Origin of the sequence: Treponema bryantii (assembly GCF_900113965.1) — a bacterium.
Lineage (GTDB): Bacteria > Spirochaetota > Spirochaetia > Treponematales > Treponemataceae > Treponema_D > Treponema_D bryantii_A.
Genome location: NZ_FORI01000001.1, coordinates 254,005 through 275,060, shown reverse-complemented (window position 1 = coordinate 275,060; position 21,056 = coordinate 254,005). Strand labels below are relative to the sequence as shown.

Here is a 21,056-nt window from a genome sequence, read left to right as displayed (position 1 = left end):
CCGCGAAGTGTTATCATTGATAGAAACATGCCTACAATCGAAAATCCGTTAAAAAACGGGCTGCGACAGCGGGCCGTTTTAGGATTATCGAAAAAATGGCACAAGCGGCGAGACTAGCGAGCCGCAAGGTCTGTTATCATTGATAGAAACATAAAATTCCTTTATACTTTGACGTATGGCAAAACAAATGATCATGGGAAACCAGGCAATTGCGCTTGGTGCCCTTAAGGCTGGAGTAAATCTTGTTGCCGGATATCCTGGCACACCTTCCAGCGAAATTATTGAATTTATTTCCAAGTATAAGAGCAAAACCGGAACCTACGTTGAATGGTCAGTAAACGAAAAAGCTGCCGCAGAAGTTGCAGCCGGAGCAAGCTATGCAGGAAGCCGCACCCTCATCACTATGAAGCAGGTTGGTCTTAACGTTGCAAGTGACCCTGTTATGTGTTTGAGCTACGTTGGTGTAAAAGGCGGTATGGTAATTGTAAGTGCCGATGACCCGGGTCCAATTTCAAGCCAGACAGAGCAGGATACACGTAACTTTGCACAGTACTCAAAGCTTCCTTGTTTTGACCCTTCTACTCCTCTTGAAGCTTATGAAATGATTCAGGAAGCCTTTGAGCTTTCTGAAAAATATAATACTCCAGTTCTTCTGCGTCCAACCACCCGTGTTGATCACGCTTATGAAAGTATGGAGTTCCCGGAACTCGGCCCATGCCGCAAGCCAGGCGAGTTCGAAAAAGATTCAAAGCGCTGGGTAATTTTCCCTCGCGCCTCGTATCTCAATCACAAGCGAATTTTTGAGCGAAACGAAAAGACCTTACCGGCCGAGTTCTCAGAAAGCAAATGGAATACGGTGGTTGAGCCTGCGGTCCCTGAGCCTGGTCGAAGGGTCGAAACCACCGCAGCACACGGCCTTGCCTTCGCTGCAGGCGGAATCTCTTACTGCTACCTCATGGAAGCACTTTCCATTCTAGGCATTAAAGATATTCCTGTTTTGAAGATTGGAACCCCATATCCATTCCCAAAACCTTTAGCAGAAGAATTCCTCAAGTCTCACGAGAAAATCGTTGTTTTTGAAGAATTAGACCCTGTTATTGAAGAAAATTTGATAAAAATCGCCGGATACGCGCGAGTAAATTGCCAAATTCGCGGAAAACTTGACGGTACAGTTCCAGAAGCCGGAGAACTCAGCGTGGAGATAATTTCAGAAATCATTAAGAATCTATTAAACGATAAAGGTAACGCAGTTTCACGCAGTGAAACTGCAGGCACAGGTGCGACAAATTCATCGCAAACAGAAAATTCAACACCTGTGCCACTCCCCGTTCGCCCACCAGTTCTCTGTGCAGGCTGTCCACACCGCGGTGCCTTCTATGCTGTAAAGCAGGCCATGAAAGGCAAGAAAACTGTTTACTGTGGAGACATCGGCTGTTACACACTTGGTAACGCTATGCCACTCGACATGACAGACACTTGTCTTTGTATGGGCGCCGACATCACTATGGCACAGGGCTTTTACCACAACGAGCCGGACCGCTACTGCTTCAGCTTCATTGGAGACTCAACCTTCTTTGCAAGCGGAATCACAGGCGTTGTAAATGCAGTTTATAATCAGAGTCACCAAACAATCTGTATTCTTGATAACTCAACTACAGCAATGACAGGCCATCAGCCACATCCTGGAACAGGTATGACAATGATGGGCGAGATTGTTGAAAAAATCAGCATTGAAAAGATTCTTGAAGGAATCGGAGTTTCCCCAATTATTCAGGTAAATCCGTTCGAGCAGAAGGCAGCGGTTGAAGCTGTTCAGAAAGCAAGCGAGGCTCCTGGAGTCAGCGCAATTATCTTTAAAGCACCATGTATCGCGATTGCACAGAAGGTTGGCTGGGAAAAACCTCACGCACAGACCGTAGACTCAACAAAATGTATCGGCTGCCGCAAGTGTATAAATGAACTGGGTTGCCCGGCACTAAGCGTAAGTACAAAAACTAACGCAAAGGGCAAGCAGTTAGTTGAAATAGACAAGAGCCTATGTACAGGATGTAGTTTATGTTCACAGGTTTGTCCTGTAAAAGCAATTGAATAGATACCTGGTTCAAAATCTACGTCATTGCGAGGAGTGAAACGACGAAGCAATCCAAATTAATAGATTGCTTCGCTACGCTCGCAATGACGATGTTTTAGGAGAATTATTATGTCAAAGAATATAATTATTTGCGGTGTAGGAGGACAGGGAACTGTTCTGGCCGCTAAGGTACTTTCTCAGGCTGCGATCTCGAACGGCGAACGCGTGCTTTCTGCTGAGACAATTGGTATGGCACAGCGCGGTGGTTCGGTTGTGAGTCATGTGCGTATTGGTGAGGATGTTTATTCTCCTCTGGTACCCCAAGGCCAGGCCAACGTTCTGATTGCATTTGAAGCTGCTGAGGCCGTTCGTAACATTGCTTTCCTTAAGAAGGGCGGCTCGGTTATTGTAAACAAAAAGGTTGTGCAGCCGGTTACTGCCAGTCTGAGCGGTAAGACATTCGACGAAAATGAAATGATTTCATATCTTGAAAAAGTTGCCGGTAATGTTATTGCTGTAGACACTGACCAGGCATGCAAAGACCTCGGAAGCAGTAAGGTTGTGAATATGGTTCTTCTGGGTGCTGCAAGTAAGTCTGGTCTTATTTCAAAGGAAGAACTTAAAGATGCGTTGAAACTTCTTGTAAAACCAGAATTCTACGAACTGAATGTAAGGGCTATTGACTATTGATTAAAAAGTATATTTGCTTTACTGTTTATTTAACATAACAAATTATTAAAAAATAACCACAAACAGGAGAGATTTCGGATGGTAACGAAGAAAGAAAAACTTGTTGTAGACAGTGTAGATAAAGCAATTAAATCTTATATGGACGATAACTGCTCGCCAGAAGATTATTCAAAGCTGGTTACAAAGATCGAGGGCAACCTTGAAAAAGCAGTTCGTAGAAAGAAACTTACTGAAGAAGAATTCGAAAATACAAATAATATCCTGAATGAGTTCGAAAACAGAAAGAACAATTCAGACTAATTTCAAAAGGTTGTCCATTTGGGCAACCTTTTATTTTTAACCCACTAAGATAATTCATTAATCTTTTCATGTTTCTATTGACAGATACATAACGATGTGTTATTATGTTACTATCGATAGTATCAATGGTGGTTTCGACAGGCTCAACCACCGGACAGGAGATTTATATGAAACTTACAGAAACACAACTTGAACAGATCCGCGCTCAGATTCGCCGCGTTAAGGCTTGCGGAAATCCTTTTTATACTGAGCGTTTTAAAAATGTAAATCCGGAAGATATTAAAACTCAGGAAGATTTTGAAAACCTCGTACCATTCTGCTCTAAGCAGGATCTTCGCGATGCATACCCACTCGGACTCGCATCTGTTCCAGAAGAGGAAATCGTACGTATTCACTCTTCAAGTGGAACAACAGGATCTCCTGTAATCATTCCTTATACAAAGAAAGACGTTGAAGACTGGGCTATTATGTTTGCCCGCTGTTACGAAATGGCAGGCATCACAAAGAAAGATCGTCTCCATATTACTCCTGGTTATGGTCTCTGGACTGCAGGTATCGGCTTCCAGGCTGGCTGTGAAAGACTTGGCGCTATGGCAATTCCTATGGGCCCTGGTAATACAGAAAAGCAGCTTCAGATGATGCAGGATCTTAAATCTACAGTAATCTGTGCAACTTCCTCTTATGCACTCCTCCTTGCAGAGCAGGTTGAAGCACGCGGCCTTAAAGATAAAATCCACCTTACAAAAGGAATTATCGGTTCTGAACGCTGGGGTGAAAAAATGCGCAACCGTATTAAGGATATTCTTGGCATTGAGCTTTTTGATATCTACGGTCTTACTGAATGTTACGGACCTGGTATCGGTATCAACTGTCCAGGCGAAGAAGGAATCCATGTATTTGATGATTATGTTTACGTTGAGATTCTCGATCCTATTACTGGTAAGCCTGTTCCTGAGGGAGAACTCGGAGAAATCACTCTTACAACTTTTGTAAAAGAAGGCGCTCCACTGTTCCGCTTCCGCACACACGACCTTGCAGCCTTTATCCCAGGTGAATGTAAGTGTGGCAGCAAGTACCCAAGAATCACACCAATCATGGGACGCAGCGACGACATGGTAAAAGTTAAGGGAAACATCATTTTCCCAAGTACAATCGAAGATGTAATCCGCAGTGTTCCTGGAACTTCAAGCGAATACCGCGCAGTTATCGAACATGTTGATGGAAAAGATAAGATGACAATCTTTGTTGAAGTTGAAGGTGGTACAGACCGCACAGAAGCAGCTCTCACAATGACTTACAACTTCAAGCAGAAGTACAACATGACTCCAGAAGTTAAGATTGTAGGAATCGGCGAATTACCAAGAAGTGAAAAGAAAACTAAACGTATTGAAGATAAACGCTTTGAGTAGATCCTGAAACAAGTTCAGGATGACAAAGTTCCGTCATTCTGAACTTGTTTAGAAAGAACTATCTCACCTCTTCCCCCATCTTCGCTTTCATTTCTTTTTTATCTTCATACATCTTCTGGTCAGCCCGTTTGAAAACATCTGTAACAGATGCATCTTTTATGCTTTCATACTCAGCATAACCAATTGCGGCAGAAACTTTTTCCCACTGCTTAAGATTTTCGTTTTTCTCAAGCATAAACAATTCATGCTTAAAATTGGCAATCAGAGAATAAACAATTGCATAATCTGAACCTTTGAGAATTACAACAAATTCATCACCGCCAATTCTGAATACCGGGGAATGCACAAAGGTATTACAAACAATTTCACAAAGCTTTTTAATTGCGTAATTTCCTTCTTCATGACCAAAATTATCATTAATCTTTTTAAGATTGTTTAAGTCAATCATTGCAATTCCAAAATGGATAAGATGTCCCATTTCAAGCTCGTACTGCATTTTGCGCACAGTTCTGTCGTAAGCATTTTTATTTCTGATTCCAGTAAGAGAGTCCTGATTAGCAAGCTCAGACATCTCAGTTGCGTGCTGTTTCATCATTTCAGCATTGCGCTCCGCAAGAATTATACCTTCTACGTAGTCACGCATATCAATAGTCATCTGATTTACAGCATCTGCCAGTCTTGAAACTTCGTTATTGGTATTCATTGTAGGAGGCTCAAACTGAAGCTCCTGAATATTTCGTTTTCCATGACTCTTAGCGGCAAACTTTGTAACGCACTCTTCCAAACGACTTATAGGCTTTGTTACTGAACGATGCATCCATAAAAGGAACAGGAAAGTAAAAATCAATCCAAGTGAAACAATCAGACCGAATAATTCAAAAGTTCGTTTGCGAATAAGATGTACAATCTGTGTAATATCAACATCAACACAAAGCAAGGCATACGGATTATCTTTTGAATCGAAAAGTGTAAGTGAACCGGTATAATCTCTTCCCCAGTCTGTAGACTCTTCATAGAAGACAATATCTTTTTTGTACATGTAAGTAAAAAGTTTATCTACAGTAGCTTCATCATATTCATCTTCACTAATCCAGCCCAGATAAAGATTACCCTCTGTATCGATATAACGGTCATAATAACTTTCTGCAGAAATGATGCTCATAATTCGGCTGGCACCATTTTTATGAACCGGAGTCAATATATACAAATAGTGAATATCAAAATCCTCTTTAATTCCATCCATAAACTTTTCGAGTTCATCAAATTTTTCAGAACGCTCAAGAGTTTTTACACACTCAGCCAGATCATCATCATCAATATGGCGGTCTACATATTTCAAAATATCTGTGATATATGCTTCGTATCTCTGATAAAGTGATTGTCTATAATTAAGCCAGCTTGTTACCCCCATGCAAATACAAAGCAGAAAAATAAAAAAAACACAACCAATGGTAATGCTTCTCCACATTGGTTTTGTAACTGATTTCTTTTCTTTCTTAGCCATCAATAAACTCCATACGTAACAAAGTGTTATAATTATACCATAGATAATTAACAAGATAAAAGATTTTTATAATTGTAAGAAAATTATTAGGATTGAAAGGATATCCAAAAAAACACATAATATTTCAAAAAGGTTTTGATATGCTGATTGATTTTCACACACATTTAGATCTCTACAAAGACGATGAGTTACAAAGCCAACTTGCCGAATTCTCCGGAACTATAGTCGCTGCATCGATAGATGAAAAAAGCTTTTTGAAAAATTGTGAGATTGAAGAATATGCACGTGAAAACACCGGTTCCCGCATAATTCCAACTTTTGGAATTCACCCAAATGCCGCTGACGAAAACGCACCGCTTCTTGATGCCCCTGCCGTTGCTAGCCGCTTTACTGAATACCTTGAGCGCTCCCCGTTGATTGGAGAGATTGGCATGGATTTTTGCTGGTCGAAATGTTCTGCTGAAAATCAGGAAAAAGTTTTCAGATGGATTTTGGAATATTGTGATAAAACCGGAAAGGTGTGCGTAATTCATACAAAAGATGCTGAACAGAAGGTGTGTGATATTCTTAAAGATTACCCTAATGCACGGCCAATAATTCACTGGTACGATGGACCGGAAAATATTTACCGCGAGTTTATAAACCGAGGATATATGCAGACTTTTGGTGTAGAAACAATAAGGTCTGAACATTTACTAAAACTTTTGAAAATGACACCACCCGAATTCCTGCTTGTCGAAACTGACAACCCTGACTCTGAACCATGGCTTGGTGGAACAAGAAATGATGTTGGACTGATTGAGCGGGTTTATAATGAAATTGCCGGGATACTCGGAATGAGCCGCCCGGCAATTGAAAAATTAATCGAAGATAATTTTAATCGTATTCTTTTGAATTAACAGTACTCGCCCCATTCGCAGCCGATATGGCCGGCTTCGATTTCATCGAGAAGTTCTGGCTTATGGAAGCAGTGTTTTTTCCAGAGCTTTACTGTACCTGAGCCGGTTCCACCGTTCCAGAGTCTGTTGTGACGTTTCACTCCGTCTGGAGACTCATAATTTACAAGAAGCATTTTTGATTTGTCGCATTCCACCTGAGTTTCCATAATTGCCTTTGTTGTTTCCTGACGAACGTACCAGATGATTTTGTCTTCAGTTTCTTTGCAGTCAAACTTGGTACGGCAAAGAGTCCAGAATTTTGAAAAGTTGAATTCGTAAGATTTTCCTTCGTACCAGAAGTCGCTTAAGAGTTTGCGGTTGAGGGCTATACCGAAGGCCTTTGGGCGACCTCCACCGATATCGAAAACAGAATCTTCAAGGCGTTTGCCTATCTTCTTACTTACGAGGTCGCACGAAGAAAGCCATACCCATGGAGATGTAAAATCTGCACCCCAGTTTTTGTCTGCATAACCGAACGAACGTTCGTTAGTAACAATATACTTCTCGCCATTTGCAGTGATTGTTCCAGAATACAGAGACTTCATTCCTTCTGCATGCCAGTACATTTCAAAGGCTTTTAATTTTCGGAAGAGGGAACCCGCACCGTAACCTACATTAAAGGCAACCTTTTTATCTACAGCAATATCCCAGCTCATTGAGCCGGAATTACACATCCATTCAGGATGAGCAGCTGCGTCCTCAGGAGATACTTCCACATTTCCAGTAAGGCGTTTCTCACATGCAGAACAGTCTTCGGCTTTTACAAAATAACCGTTTGCATCATGACCAATGCTTACATTTCTAAGTGCGATAAATCTGTGAAGCTGTGTTGCTTCTTCACCCCACCAGCCACACTTTACCATAAGGTAACTTGGACGACGGCCCGCTTCTTGGTTTGCAGTAAGCTGACCACATACCGGCTCTGCCTCACCCAATGCCGGGTTACAGGTAAAGTATTCAATAAAAAACGCACGCTCTTCGCCGGTCTTCTCATTAACAGCAGTAAAATTGTGCCACCACCAGTCGTAGCCTTTGCGGGCAAAACGACCATCTAACATCCAGTAATTTCTCTTCAAATCCGATTTGTTCATATTTTTAAAGATAATATCAAATTGAAGAAAAAGCAATTTTGTAGTATCAATATAAACATGACTACGAAGGAAAAAGTTTTGAAAATGCTCGTGGAGGCCCAGGGCCAGGCGGTGTCTGGTGAGGTACTTGCGGCGGAGTGTGGTGTGAGCCGGGCCGCTGTGTGGAAAGCTGTAAAGGCTTTACGCGAAACTGGCAGCACAATTGAAGGCACAACAAATGGCGGTTATGTTCTGGCCGACAATGATATTTTTACCCCGGAACTTTTTTCTGAAACTTTTTCTTCCCGTTTTCCAGATTTTCCTGATTGTCATATAGAATGCTTTAAAGAAATTGATTCTACAAATACATACGCAAAGCGACTTCTTGCCGAATGTGGAAACCTTCGCGACGCTTCCGGTCAGCTAACTAAAGCCGGTAAAAAATACCACAAGGCTGTAATTGTTGCAGAAAAACAAACCGCCGGCCGTGGCCGTCTTGGCCGCACTTTTGTTTCCCCGGAAAAGACCGGCATTTACATTTCTGTGATTTACGCTCCTAAGGGTGGAATTACAAATCCCGCAAGACTCACTGCAAGCGCAGCAGTTGCAATCTGCAGAGCTATTAAGAATGTTCTGGGCCAGTTTCCCGAGGCCTGCAACATAGAGCCTCAAATCAAATGGATTAATGACATTTTTGTCGGCAGAAAAAAAGTCTGTGGTGTGCTTGCAGAGGGTGTCGCAAATTTTGAAAGCGGCATGATTGAAACCGCTGTTGTTGGAATGGGAATAAATATTAAAAAGAATAAGACTGCTTTTGAGGGTGAACTTGCTGATGTTGTGGGAACTCTTGAGGATGCACTTCCTCAGACTTCTCCAGATGTTCCGGTTCCCTCAATTTCGCGAGTCCAGCTTGCCGCAGAAATCGCCGGCCAGGTTCTCAATATTTTCGAAGAAGATTCCTCAAGCCCGGCCGCCCACAAAGCAATCATAAAAGAATACAAAGAAGCTTCCTTCCTGCTTGGCCAGGAGCTCACAGTCTACCCCCTCATCGGCGACCAGAAATCAAGTTACAAAGCCACCGCCACCGACATCGACGAGAACGCCGGCCTTATTGTCACTCTGAAAGATGGAAGCAAAAAAACGCTGAGTTCCGGCGAAGTTACACTGAAATCAAGCTCCCTTGCAAAATAAGGCTACTCCACAACCTTCACAGATTTTATGATGATATTTTCACCATTCAAGAAAATACCTTGAGAGACTTCCAGTTTTACGGCGAGTTCTTCATCAATGCTGATGGTAAAAACTTCGTTTGTTACTTTAATGCACGAGCCATCCTGGATGGTAGATCCCTTCACAACGACATTTTTTTCTTTTACAAGGTCATGCCAGTTTCCATTATTGTCGCTAAAGCCAACCTGAAGAATTGCATTTGAACCTGTTGATTCGACCGTAAATTCAAACTTATACTTTGGAGGAACTGAGCGAACTAAAAGCTCCGGATCGATGCGACATGACGCATCCCAATTTTTTATTTCGACAGACTCGGGCAAAATGTTCTTTCCGACGATACTTGGAACAATTACCGTATTCTTTTTTAAGAACTCTTCGCTGAGAGGATATTCTTTTCCTTGAGCCTGGTAAATATAGGTGTTTATAAATTCTTCATCTACCCAGTTATGATTAATTATATCATAATAAACCATATCCTTTTCTTCGGCCCCCTGGCCTAGTCCAGGATCAAGAAAGAAGGATGTAGTACAGGCACGACCTTTTTTATTACAAAGAGCAAGAAAATCTTTTATAAAGTTTATTCTCTCCAATATTGGAGTAGCACGCTGTCCTCCCGTTTCTGAAACATAAACCGGAATGTGCTTTGAAAAATAATATTTATCAAGCAAGGCAAAATCATCTTCCAGATTCTTTTTAATTCCATTCGAATATAATTTTGCTGCGTTTGCATCATTTACACCAATTGGATATGTATGATAGGTCGGAATAAGCTTATCTTTTGTTTTGTCTTTTGGAAGTTTAAAAAGTTTGTTACACATATTTGCAAGACCGTTGCCTATACCTCCAACCATTATAAATCGTTTTGCATTGTTTCCTCCGCTGGCTCTAATTGTGTCTACCATCAGCTGATTATATTCATTCATAATTGCAAAATCTTTTTTACAAACAGGACAGTCAAGTCTAGGTCTGTTATTATGTTCCGGATGAAGATCATCCCCCATTTCATTTGTAAGTTCAAATATTAAATGCTCATCATAGGAATTGTTAAAAGCTGCAGAAATTTGACTCCAGAAAGCTTTAAGTATTTTTTTTGCCGGTTCTTTATACTCTTCATTTACAAGAACTCCTTCGTATTTTACTATGTCTTGTCTCCATTTTGGATCTAATTGAAGAGGCCAGAAAAAGCCGTCGATAATAACATACATATCTCCTTCTATGGCAATATCAACAAGTTTTTTTAATTCAGTAATAAAACGGGGATCTATAGTATATTTATCATCACAAAAATTATTGCATGGATTTACTTGTATCCTCATAGTTTTAAAGCCTTTTTCTCTTAATGCCTGAATATCTTCTTTTCTTGTTCTTGTCCAACGACACAGGATAATATCTGCACCAAAATCCTTTCCTTCGGACCAAGCATTAAAAGGCCAGTAATTAATTCCGGCTCCCAGATTAAGCGTAAAATCCCAGGCAGATAATTTATCATTGAAACTTCCGGATGAAAGAGCATCAATTACAGGCGGAAGACCGTTCCCATGAATATCTGTAAGAACTGGATTATCAACTTTTTCAAGGGTGATCGACTCTATGATAAATCTTTCGCTTGGAGCATCCTGCATAGATTGAATATAAAAACCTCGAATTGCTTTTTGTTCTGTTCTGAAAGGAATTACCATTTCGGTAAGATAGGAAGGACAATAATATGTTTTTTCAATCCACCAGTCTAATTTATCATCATCATAATCAATTGTAAAATTAAAACCATATCCATCAAGAGGCTTATATTTTATTCGTACAATGTTATAGCCACTAATATTTTTATTATCATTTTTGAGATAAAAACCTCTCTCTCCGTTGTTCGGCAAATTATAATTTACCTTATTCGTGAACATTCCTGTTGTTTTATCGTAGCTTGCCGTTTTATCGTTATTTACGGAAGGAAGACTGTTCAAATCAACCTTATAGGGCTTTACATTCTGCGCAAAGGCTGAGCATGCCAGGCAGGTTAATGTCAGCAGGATAAAAAGTTTTCTTAAATGGTGAAAAGGTTTATATCCACACAATTGTCCAGTAGTTTTCATAGAACTCTCCAAAAGTTTTATAGATTGCCGGCTCACGCCCGACAATGACACTGTTTTATTATAGCATGGAATTTATAGACCAGATAGGAAAAATAAACCTTAGTGATTTCTTGACAAAAGTACTTCTATAGAAGTATATTCTAAATATGTCAAAGATAGTCTTATATCACGGATCAGACAAGATTCTCTCAAAGCCTCTTTATGGACATGGCAAAGTCTACAATGATTATGGGCAGGGCTTTTACTGTACTCAAAACAGTGAGCTCGCAAAGGAATGGGCTTGCCCAACTCTTGATGACGGTTTTTGTAATTCTTATGAACTTGAAACTAATGGGCTTAGGCTTCTGGATTTGCAGTCTGAAAAATTTTGTACGCTTCACTGGCTTGCGCTTCTTATTTGTAACCGACGATTTGATATGGACACACCCATTATGAGGCAAGGGGCTTTTTATCTTAAAACAAATTTTCTTCCTGATATTTCTGATTATGATTTAATTAAGGGCTATAGAGCTGACGATTCTTATTTTTCTTTTGCACAGGCTTTTCTTTCTAATCAGATTTCTTATTTGCAGCTTCAAAAAGCCATGAAGTTAGGAAAGCTTGGAGAACAGATTGTTTTAAAAAGTCAAAAAGCTTTTAATCAGCTTGAATTCAAAAACTACGAAATTGCCGAAGGAAAAAACTATTACAGCCTGCGCCTGGTCCGAATGGAAAAAGCAAAGGCAGAATATAAAAAAACGCTGGAAGATTCTGATATTTCGGGACTCTTTATTCGTGACCTGATTTTAGGAGACATAAAAAATGACGACCCGCGCTTACGATAAATTTTTCCTCTCCGGCATGATGAAGAATCTTGGTTTTGCAGTTGACTTTGCAGTTAATGGCTGCGGTCTCACCTGCGATTCCTTTTATGATTTTTTTATTGCCTCAAAGGTTGCAGGAGAAATTGAAAGAGGCTCTCCTGTTTTTGTATGCGGATGTTCCGGAACAGAGCTTGCCCTTTCTGTTTTTGATCGGGTTGGCTATGAAGTTGCAGGTTCAGCCGATAAAGTTTTTGAACGTTTTGACCGGACACCTGAATATTGGGCCGGCTGGATTCTTGCCTTCTATCAGTGGGAGACAAATCTTTCTTTTGCAAAAATCCGCGACTATGTTCACTTTTCGCAGATTGTAAATATGTATAACCCGCTTCACGAAGCCCCAAAAGAAAAGTTTCTTGATATTATGAATACAATAATTCTGGAAAAAAATTCAGAAAAAACCACCAACCTTCACAAGCTCAGAAAGGCCGCCGGCCTCACACAAAAGGAACTTTCCCGGCTGGCAGGTGTAAACCTTCGTACACTGCAGCAATATGAAATTGGCTCCAAGGACATAAACAAAGCCAGCGGCAGGGCAATTAATTCTTTAGCCCTGGCCCTGCATTGTAATTTTTATGATGTCATGGAGCTGAATTTACAGGAAGAATAACATATATCATTCCCGCGCTTGACACGGACAGCTTTCGTGGTTTATTCCAAAACCTTCACCGACTTTATGATGATGTTTTCACCATTCAAGAAAATGCCATTAGAGGCTTCCAGAGCTGCGGCAAGATTTTCGTCTATGCTAATAGTAAAGACTTCGTTTGTTACTTTGATGCACCAGCCATCCTGTATGGCAGCGCCCTTCACGGAAACATTCTTTTCTTTTACAAGGTCATGCCAGTTTCCATTATTGTCACCAAATCCAACTTGAAAAAGCGCATTTGAATCTTTAGTTTCAACTGTAAATTCAAGTTTATACTTTGGAGGAACCGAGCGGACTAAAAGCTCCGGATCGATGCGATATGACGCATCCCAATTTTTGATTTCGAAAGGCTCCATCAAAAGATTTTTTCCGACAATGCTTGGAACAATCACTTCATTCTTCTTTAAGAACTCTTCGCTGAGAGGATATTCTTTTCCCTGAGCTCCATAAATTATCGTATTTAGATATTCCGGCTGGGCATTCCACTTTAGATTCCATGGGTCAAAATCAGCTCGGTGATTTTTGTAATCTTCTCCCCAATAAACACATATAGCACATGAGCGCCCTTTTTTAGTTGACTCTGCCATCATATCTTTCATGCAGTTTATTCTTTCTAAGACCGGATTTGTTAAAGGACCGCCGTTTGTTTCTGTCAGAATCACCGGAATATGTTTCTTAAAAAACGCTTTGTCCAGAACAGCAAATATTTCTACAATAGATTTCCTGACACTGTCTTTATAAAGTTTAATTCCACCACCCTTTGCCGGATCATCCGTAAAGTGTAAAGGATAAATATGGAAGGTTGGAATTAATCTGTCTTTAACTTTATCTTTTGGCATCTTGAAAAGATTGCTAGTAATGTTTTTCCAGTCCTCACTTAGACCTCCAAGTATAATAAATCTTTTTGTATTATTGCCACCAGTTGAGCGGATTGCATCGACCATCAGCTGATTATACTCATTCATAAGCGCATAGTTTTTCTTACAAACTGCACAATTTGTTTTTTCCCCACCAAAATTATGCTCATGAAAACAATCCATCGGTTCATTAAGTAATTCAAACATCAAATGCTCGTCATAAGAATTATTGAAGGCCTGAGCATACTGTTTCCACATTGCAGTTAGAAATTTTTCTGACTTGTCTTTGTATTCTTCGCTAACATTGTATCCTGCATAATGTATATCGTTTTCATATTTCTTCTTGTATAATTCCTTGTTCATATCCTCATCATGAGGACCACAGATAATAACATACATATCTTCTTCAATAGCCCAGTCAACAAACTGCTTAAGTGCCTTTATAAATCGTGGATCGATTGTGTAGTTTTCATCGAGCATATGAACCTGCGGGGAGGTCTGGAGTCTAAGGGTTTTAAAGCCTGCATTCTTGAACAAAAGAACTGCATCTTTTGTTGGCCTTGAAAATCCCCAAGTATAAAATGCTTCCATTCCATAATCCGCTTCAGGAGACATGGCCATAAACGCATGATAATTATATCCGGCTCCAAGTTTCTGAACAAAATCCCAGGCGCTGATTTTTTCATCAAACTTTCCAGTTGAAGCAGTATCAATCACTGGAGGCTCATCGCTTGCATGAATATCTGTCCTTATTGGATTTGAAACCTTTTCGAAAGTTATTGATTCTACGATAAACTGTTCATAACCAATACTCCATGCATTGGCAAAAGTAATTTTTTTCACTTTTGTCTGGCCCGGAATAAGTGGAATTACCATTTCTGTAAGATACGACGGACAATAATTATCTTCATCTTGCCAGACTATTGCATCGTCTTCATAGTCTAGGGAAAACCTAAAACCGCAATCACCTAAAGTTCTGTATTTTATTCTTACAATATTATAGTCAGAAATATCTAATACACCATAAAGCCAGATTCCAATTCCATTCCAGTCTTTCGGATCTCCTTTGATGGTAAATGTCTTTGTGGCTTTATTATAGGTAACTGTTTTTTGATCATTCGAAGATGGAAACTGGTTCAAATCAACAGTGTAAGCTTTTACATTCTGAGCAAAGGCTGAGCATGCCAGGCAGGTTAATGTCAGCAGGATAAAAAGTTTTCTTAAATGGTGGAAAGACTTATACCCGCCCCTTTTCGTCGCTTGTGTAGTAGTTTTCATAATTCCCCCTGAGTGAATCCGTCTGCTGATATTTTTCTCTATTAGTTTAATTATAAACCCGAGTATAGAAAAAAATACAGAGTAAAACTCACAATTTCAGGATTTTGTGAAAACCAGATTAATTATGTTCAGGAATTATAGTTCGTACCGAAATCGCTCTGGCTGAATTATAAGCCTGTTTCATTCCTACTGAAAAGAAGACCGGAAGAAGAACTATAAACATTCGAAGTGACTTGCGGCCACCGCGGGCTTTCCAGGCGCGTTCTGCCTGCTGCCAGTTTTTTGAAACCTGTGGAATAAAGCAGATGAAAAGAGAAACTGCCTGGGCTACAGGAGCGTTAGGCCGGCCGTCAACAAGCGGCTTCAGATGTAAAGTCCTGCGCACAGCTAATTCCATAACTTCCAGCCCTTCGCGAATTTGAAGGGAAGTAGATGTTTTGAAAATTAAAGAAGCTGTCTGTATTACACAGAAGAGTTTAAGTAAAAGAAGCCAGGTTTCTTTTTCGGAAATTAAAAAAGCAAGAACAGTCTGTGGAAAAGATGCAAGTTCAAAGGCGGACAGGGTTCCATCAGAAATCGCAGCCGCCAGATTTCCGATTATTTTTACAAATATCAAAAATACTGCATAGTAAAAAACTGCCTTTAAATCTCTGGCCTGCTCTCGTACAGTAAAGTGCAAAAGAAAACTAACTAACGTTTGTAAGGCAATTAGGACCAGGGCAAAATATGGCGACAGATAAAAAATACTAAGACTGATAAGAGGAAGAATAAGTATCTTTACCCAGGCCGGACAGCGATGTAAGAAAGAGGATCCTTGTTTGTAGGAAAATGCTGTGTTTTGTGTCATAAATGTAATGTGGTTTCGATACGCCCTTCGGGCTACTCAACCACCGGTGTATTATCTTTTACTCCCAGATTAAATCTTCAACCTTACTATAAGAAACCAGCGGATTTCTTATATTCCAGGCCTCCAGGTTATGGCGCAGGCCTATTCCAGAAGTGCCATCAAAAACCTTTTTTCCCCGGAAGAGAACCACAAAGCGGTCTGCAAGGCCCAGGCATTTTTCAATTTCGTGGGTAAGTATTATTACGGTTTTACCTTCTGCCTTGAGCTGGCGGATAAGTTTATTCATCTGCTTTACGCCGCCAAAATCAAGGTTCGCATAAGGTTCATCAAGAATGATTGTCGGAAGCTTCATGGCAAGCATACAGGCAACAGCCAGGCGGCGCTTTTCTCCGCCTGACAAAAAGCGGGCTGGAAAATCAGCCTTGTCTGTGAGTCCTGTCTGCTCCAGTGCCTCGCGCACTGCTTCCTGAACTTCTTCTTTTTTCCAGCCTAAGTTCTTTGGACCAAAGGCGATGTCTTCTGCCGGGGTTTCGCCGAGGATTTGAGTTTCGGCTTCCTGGAAGACAAGTCCGACACGGCCATCAACAAATACTGAAGAAAATTTCATGGTGGTTTCGACAGGCTCAACCACCGTGTGATTATCACCATCCATCAAGCCCGCAATAATCTGCATAAGTACACTCTTGCCCGATCCGTTTTCACCGCCAATCACGACACACTCGCCTTCAGCAATTTCAAGGCTTACATCATCAAGGGCTTTTTTAGGCCCGGCAAGAGTATTAAAAGTTTTTGATAAATGATTAATCTTTATCTGTGTTTTCATATAAATACTGTGCAAGAATTGGACGCAGCTTGAGGGCTACAGGAATTGCTACCACAGTTTTCAAAAGGTCACCCGGAATGTAAGGAATTACACAGGCAGCCATTGTATAAGCAAAGGCAGTCTTATCTGCAGGAACCTTACCGGCAGCATTAGCCCAGAAAGAAAATCTGATTACGCCCGGAATGTACAATATCACCATACCGGCCAGAATTGCAAGACTCACGCGAAGGGCATTTTTCCAGGTGATTTTTTTCTGCTCAACAGAAGGCTTACCTGCAATAAAACCAGCCACAAGAGCACCAAGTAGATAGCCTGGCAAAAATCCGCCGGTTGGTCCCATCCATACTGCAAGGCCGCTAGTTCCGCCCGAATAAACCGGAAGACCAATCAAACCAGCCAGCAAAAACAAAGCAGTTGGAGCACCCGCAAGCAGGCCACCCAAAAGCACACCACACAAAATGCAGAGCACATTCTGCAAAACAATCGGAATAACCCCAAGAGGAATTCTGATAAAACAACCAACACAAATAATCGCTGCAAAAAGAGCGATGAAAGAGATTTTTAATACATTCTTATTTTTCATAGGAGAGACTATAACAAATAAAAAGGCTATTGTAAACCTGTAATTAAATATAGGTTTACAATAGCCTTTTTATACTTTCGTCATTGCGAGCGAAGCGAAGCAATCCATATTAATAGATTGCTTCGTCGCTTCGTTCCTCGCAATGACGAAGAAGTAAGAGAAGCCTTATCGTGTTCCCTTATCGTAAGGAATACCCTCGGCCTTTGGCGCGCGGGATTTCTTTGAAGTAAATGCAAGAACTACAAGGGAAATAATGTATGGCAGCATCTTGTAAACATCACCAGGTACAAGATGAATCAGTGCATCGAAAGCAGAATATGTATCTGCAACGGCACGGAAAGCACCGAACAGCAAAGCACTAGCAGCAATACGAAGCGGATTCCACTGACCGAAAATCATAACGGCAAGCGCAAGGAAGCCCGCACCGGCAACACCGTACATAAAGTCCCACTGTGAGTTAGCAGCAGAAATATAGATGATTCCACCAATTCCACCGCAGAAGCCTGAAATCAGAACACCTGCGTAGCGCATCTTGTAAACGTTAATACCAACACTGTCTGCAGCCTGAGGATGTTCACCACATGCCATCAGTCTTAAACCAAAACGGGTCTTTTTCAAAACCACATACGCTACAGCTACAAGAATCACTGTAAGAATCATGTAAATATTGAAATCGCCAAGCAGGAAAACCTTTCTGTTTTCAATATAGTCCAGAATTGCAGAAGGGTTTGTACCTCCCGATCTCGCATTATTAAACGACTTAACAATAACAATCGCAGCGGCTGTAGCAAGCATGTTCATAGCCGTTCCAACCAGAGTCTGGTCTGCCTTAAAATTAATTGCCGCAACTGCGAGGAACAAAGAATAAAGCATTCCGAAAATCACACTTGCAAGAATTGTCAGCAGAATAATTACAAAGCCCGGAGTTCCAACAGGAAGTGCGTAAAGCACGTAAGCACCACCAAGCGCACCCATTACCATAATTCCTTCAAGACCGAGGTTGATTACACCACTGCGTTCACTGAACATACCGCCGAACGCAACGAAAATCAAAACTGACGCATAAATTAAAGTATATTGAATCAATAACATAATTAACCTCTCTTAGCCTCGCCACCGGCAGCTTCAGACTTCACAGACTTCGTAGCCTTTTTCTTTCCTTCAATCAGCTTAGACAACTGAGTCTTAAACAGGAACATAAACGCACATGAATAAATGATAATAGAAGAAATCAAATCTGCAATCTGAGGGTTGAAATATTTTGTATCAATAAAACTTCCGCCCTGAGTGATATGCTGAATAAAGTAACCAGAGAAGATTACACCAATTGGATTCAGCTCACCAAGGAAGGCAACCGCAATTCCATTAAAGCCCATTGCAGGAACAGTTGAACTTGTCTTCCATGGCTGAATATCAGTCAGATAGAAAAGCGAAGCAGCAAGACCTGCAATAGCACCTGAAACTGCCATTGTCAGAATCAGATTTTTCTTGTCCTTCATACCGGCATACTTTGCAGCATGTTTGTTCAAACCAGTAGCACGAAGCTCGTAACCGAGTACAGTCTTTTTCAAAAGAATATTGATGAGAATTGCAACAAGAATTGTAAGAGGAACTGCAATAGAAACATATTCGTTATCATGGAAGAGTTTACCAAGACCAAGAGTTGGCAAAAGTGACTGAGGTGAAGTTGCAGTAATTGAGAAGGTCTCAGATTTACCAACGTTCATAACACGCTCGTTCTGCATCAAAACATTCACGAGATAAAGTGAAATCCAGTTGAGCATGATTCCCGCAATAACTTCGTTTACATTACAGAAGGCTTTTAAGAGGCCCGCAATACAAGCCCACAAAGCAGCACACACGACAGCGAAAATCACACAAAGAAACCAAGGCAAATGCCATGCAAGCGCACACCAGAGTGAAATACCAATGCCCACACAATACTGACCTGCAACACCAATGTTGAAAAGTCCAGATTTGTATGCAAACAAAACTGCAATTCCACAGAGAATAAGAGGCACTGCCTTTACTAGAGTCTGACCAAGGTAGTAAAGCTTTTTACCGTTATTTCTATAATACAGCCAGTTTTTCAAAATTACGCTGATAGCCTTTGGCGCATGTTCAGCATTGATAATCAAAAGGATGATAAAACCAATAAGAATACCAAGAAGCGCACAAATTACAGCAGAAAGAATTGATTTACAAGTATCAGAAGCAAGGGCTGTCTTAAATTTATTACTCATCTTTTGCCTCCCCACCGGCAGCACCCTGGCCGCCTACGTTGCGTTTAGCACCGGCCATGTAAAGACCGAGCTCTTCCGGTGTTGTCTGTTTTGGATCAAGCTCCCCGACAATCTCACCTTCATACATTACAAGGATTCTGTCGCTAAGATTCAAAACTTCTTCAAGTTCATAAGAAACAAGAAGAACAGCGGCGCCGGCATCTCGGTCTGCAATAATTGCCTTATGAAGATATTCAATGGCACCAACATCAAGACCACGGGTTGGCTGAACAGCAATCAAAAGGCTGTGCTCTTTATCGAGCTCGCGGCCAACAATTGCCTTCTGCTGATTTCCGCCGGACATTGCGCGGGCAATAGTTTTATTACCCTGTCCGCTACGAACATCATATTTATCAATAAGCTCCTGTGAATAAGCAGAAACTTCCTTTTTCTTTATAAACTGATTTTTCTGGAACTGTGGTTCCCAGTAACGCTGAAGCACCATGTTCTGTTCAAGAGTATAATCAAGAACAAGACCATGCTTGTGACGGTCTTCCGGAACGTGGCTCATACCAGCCTTACTTCTTTCGCGGATAGATTTCTTTGTGATATCAACTCCGCCAAGAAGGATTTTTGATTCAGAATGAGGAGCAAGGCGTTCAAGACCAGTGAGTCCCTGGATGAACTCAGACTGTCCATTTCCGTCGATACCGGCAATACAAACGATTTCGCCGGCACGAACCTGAAGGCTAACGTTATGAACGGCAAGCTTTTTATGAACGTGACTTTCAACACAAAGGTTCTGAACATCAAGAACAACGTCGCCAGGCTTAGCAGGCTCTTTGTCTACGGTGAACTTAACGTCACGTCCAACCATCATGCGGCTGAGCTCTTCCTTGCTTGTGTTTGCAATCTCAACAGTACCGATGTAACGTCCTTTACATAGAACAGAACAACGGTCTGAAACTTCCATAATTTCGTTGAGCTTGTGTGTAATAAATAGGATTGATTTTCCTTCTGCCGCAAGGTTCTTCATAATCTGCATAAGCTCTTTGATTTCCTGCGGAGTCAGAACAGCAGTTGGCTCATCAAAAATCAGAATCTCATTATCGCGGTAAAGCATTTTCAAAATCTCTACGCGCTGCTGCATACCAACTGTGATGTCTTCGATTTTTGCATCCGGGTCAACGGCAAGTCCGTACCTCTGACTCAGATTGATGATTTTTTCTCTGGCAGCCTTGCGATCTACAAAACCATGCTTTACTGTTTCGCTGCCTAAAATAATGTTATCAAGAACGGTAAAAACTTCTACGAGCTTAAAGTGCTGATGCACCATTCCAATTCCAAGAGCCGTAGCATCATTAGGATTTTTGATTTCTACCTTTTTTCCGTTCTTATGAATCTCACCTTCTTCCGGCTGATAAAGACCGAAAAGAACGCTCATAAGCGTAGACTTACCAGCTCCGTTCTCGCCCAAAAGCGCATGGATTTCGCCTTTTTTGAGCTGAAGGGTGATATTGTCATTCGCAATAATTCCGGGGAAACGCTTAGTGATATTAAGCATTTCAATGATGTATTCTTCACTCATAAGAGAGAATTATATACTAAATTCGCATGGGTTTAAACAAAAAAAGCGTGAAC

General features: G+C 41.0%; 18 protein-coding genes. 8 read left to right on the top strand and 10 right to left on the bottom strand.

Features of this window, described 5'->3' with window-relative positions:
- The first annotated feature begins 175 nt into the window (after positions 1-175).
- The 4 genes from iorA (at position 176) to BM161_RS01205 (ending at position 4,470) form a co-directional block, all read left to right on the top strand.
- Positions 176-2,092 (top strand): indolepyruvate ferredoxin oxidoreductase subunit alpha, encoded by a 1,917-nt coding sequence (iorA, locus tag BM161_RS01220; protein WP_074929859.1) that lies wholly within the window; start codon positions 176-178, stop codon positions 2,090-2,092.
- A 108-nt stretch (positions 2,093-2,200) separates the two neighbouring features.
- Positions 2,201-2,761 carry an indolepyruvate oxidoreductase subunit beta gene (locus BM161_RS01215; protein WP_074929858.1) on the top strand — a complete coding sequence of 187 codons (561 nt, stop codon included), beginning with the start codon at positions 2,201-2,203 and terminating at the stop codon, positions 2,759-2,761.
- Positions 2,762-2,839: 78 nt separating this feature from the next.
- Complete coding sequence (locus BM161_RS01210) at positions 2,840-3,061, top strand: hypothetical protein (protein WP_074929857.1); 222 nt, start codon at positions 2,840-2,842, stop codon at positions 3,059-3,061.
- Between the two features lie 167 nt (positions 3,062-3,228).
- Positions 3,229-4,470, top strand: a complete 1,242-nt coding sequence (locus tag BM161_RS01205; protein WP_074929856.1) for a phenylacetate--CoA ligase family protein — start codon at positions 3,229-3,231, stop codon at positions 4,468-4,470.
- Positions 4,471-4,528: 58 nt separating this feature from the next.
- Here BM161_RS01205 and BM161_RS01200 read toward each other — a convergent pair whose 3' ends face one another.
- On the bottom strand, positions 4,529-5,974 hold the full coding sequence (locus tag BM161_RS01200) for a GGDEF domain-containing protein (RefSeq protein ID WP_074929855.1): 1,446 nt from the start codon (positions 5,972-5,974) through the stop codon (positions 4,529-4,531).
- Between the two features lie 140 nt (positions 5,975-6,114).
- On the opposite strand from BM161_RS01200, the gene BM161_RS01195 reads away from it, so the two are divergent.
- Positions 6,115-6,873 carry a TatD family hydrolase gene (locus tag BM161_RS01195; RefSeq protein ID WP_074929854.1) on the top strand — a complete coding sequence of 253 codons (759 nt, stop codon included), beginning with the start codon at positions 6,115-6,117 and terminating at the stop codon, positions 6,871-6,873.
- Here the strand turns inward: BM161_RS01195 and BM161_RS14310 are convergent.
- On the bottom strand, positions 6,870-8,003 hold the full coding sequence (locus BM161_RS14310) for a tocopherol cyclase family protein (RefSeq protein ID WP_074930252.1): 1,134 nt from the start codon (positions 8,001-8,003) through the stop codon (positions 6,870-6,872). The genes BM161_RS01195 and BM161_RS14310 overlap by 4 nt on opposite strands.
- 57 nt (positions 8,004-8,060) lie before the next feature.
- On the opposite strand from BM161_RS14310, the gene BM161_RS01185 reads away from it, so the two are divergent.
- Entirely contained in the window at positions 8,061-9,173 is a 1,113-nt protein-coding gene (locus tag BM161_RS01185; RefSeq protein WP_083425622.1) for a biotin--[acetyl-CoA-carboxylase] ligase, read from the top strand.
- A gap of 2 nt (positions 9,174-9,175) precedes the next feature.
- Here BM161_RS01185 and BM161_RS01180 read toward each other — a convergent pair whose 3' ends face one another.
- Positions 9,176-11,296 (bottom strand): glycoside hydrolase family 5 protein, encoded by a 2,121-nt coding sequence (locus tag BM161_RS01180; RefSeq protein WP_074929852.1) that lies wholly within the window; start codon positions 11,294-11,296, stop codon positions 9,176-9,178.
- Between the two features lie 146 nt (positions 11,297-11,442).
- Here BM161_RS01180 and BM161_RS01175 point away from each other — a divergent pair, with 146 nt between their 5' ends.
- Both BM161_RS01175 and BM161_RS01170 read left to right on the top strand, forming a co-directional pair.
- Positions 11,443-12,120 (top strand): DUF3990 domain-containing protein, encoded by a 678-nt coding sequence (locus tag BM161_RS01175; protein WP_074929851.1) that lies wholly within the window; start codon positions 11,443-11,445, stop codon positions 12,118-12,120.
- Complete coding sequence (locus BM161_RS01170) at positions 12,098-12,766, top strand: helix-turn-helix domain-containing protein (RefSeq protein WP_074929850.1); 669 nt, start codon at positions 12,098-12,100, stop codon at positions 12,764-12,766. Before BM161_RS01175 ends, BM161_RS01170 begins: the two co-directional genes overlap by 23 nt.
- A gap of 41 nt (positions 12,767-12,807) precedes the next feature.
- Here the strand turns inward: BM161_RS01170 and BM161_RS01165 are convergent, their stop codons facing one another.
- The 7 genes from BM161_RS01165 to BM161_RS01135 form a co-directional block, all read right to left on the bottom strand.
- Positions 12,808-14,940 (bottom strand): glycoside hydrolase family 5 protein, encoded by a 2,133-nt coding sequence (locus tag BM161_RS01165; protein ID WP_074929849.1) that lies wholly within the window; start codon positions 14,938-14,940, stop codon positions 12,808-12,810.
- A 118-nt stretch (positions 14,941-15,058) separates the two neighbouring features.
- Positions 15,059-15,556: a hypothetical protein gene (locus tag BM161_RS01160; protein ID WP_074929848.1), complete on the bottom strand. Its 498-nt coding sequence runs from the start codon at positions 15,554-15,556 to the stop codon at positions 15,059-15,061.
- Between the two features lie 289 nt (positions 15,557-15,845).
- Positions 15,846-16,610, bottom strand: coding sequence for an energy-coupling factor ABC transporter ATP-binding protein (locus BM161_RS01155; RefSeq protein WP_074929847.1), 765 nt, complete (start codon positions 16,608-16,610; stop codon positions 15,846-15,848).
- Positions 16,588-17,193 (bottom strand): biotin transporter BioY, encoded by a 606-nt coding sequence (locus BM161_RS01150; RefSeq protein WP_074929846.1) that lies wholly within the window; start codon positions 17,191-17,193, stop codon positions 16,588-16,590. Before BM161_RS01150 ends, BM161_RS01155 begins: the two co-directional genes overlap by 23 nt.
- A gap of 165 nt (positions 17,194-17,358) precedes the next feature.
- Positions 17,359-18,285, bottom strand: coding sequence for an ABC transporter permease (locus BM161_RS01145; RefSeq protein ID WP_218150235.1), 927 nt, complete (start codon positions 18,283-18,285; stop codon positions 17,359-17,361).
- Positions 18,286-18,287: 2 nt separating this feature from the next.
- The gene (locus BM161_RS01140) at positions 18,288-19,436 is read right to left on the bottom strand and encodes an ABC transporter permease (RefSeq protein WP_074929844.1); all 1,149 of its coding nucleotides are present in this window, start codon (positions 19,434-19,436) and stop codon (positions 18,288-18,290) included.
- Positions 19,429-21,003, bottom strand: a complete 1,575-nt coding sequence (locus BM161_RS01135; protein WP_074929843.1) for an ABC transporter ATP-binding protein — start codon at positions 21,001-21,003, stop codon at positions 19,429-19,431. The genes BM161_RS01140 and BM161_RS01135 overlap by 8 nt, the downstream gene beginning before the upstream one ends.
- Positions 21,004-21,056: the final 53 nt, after the last annotated feature.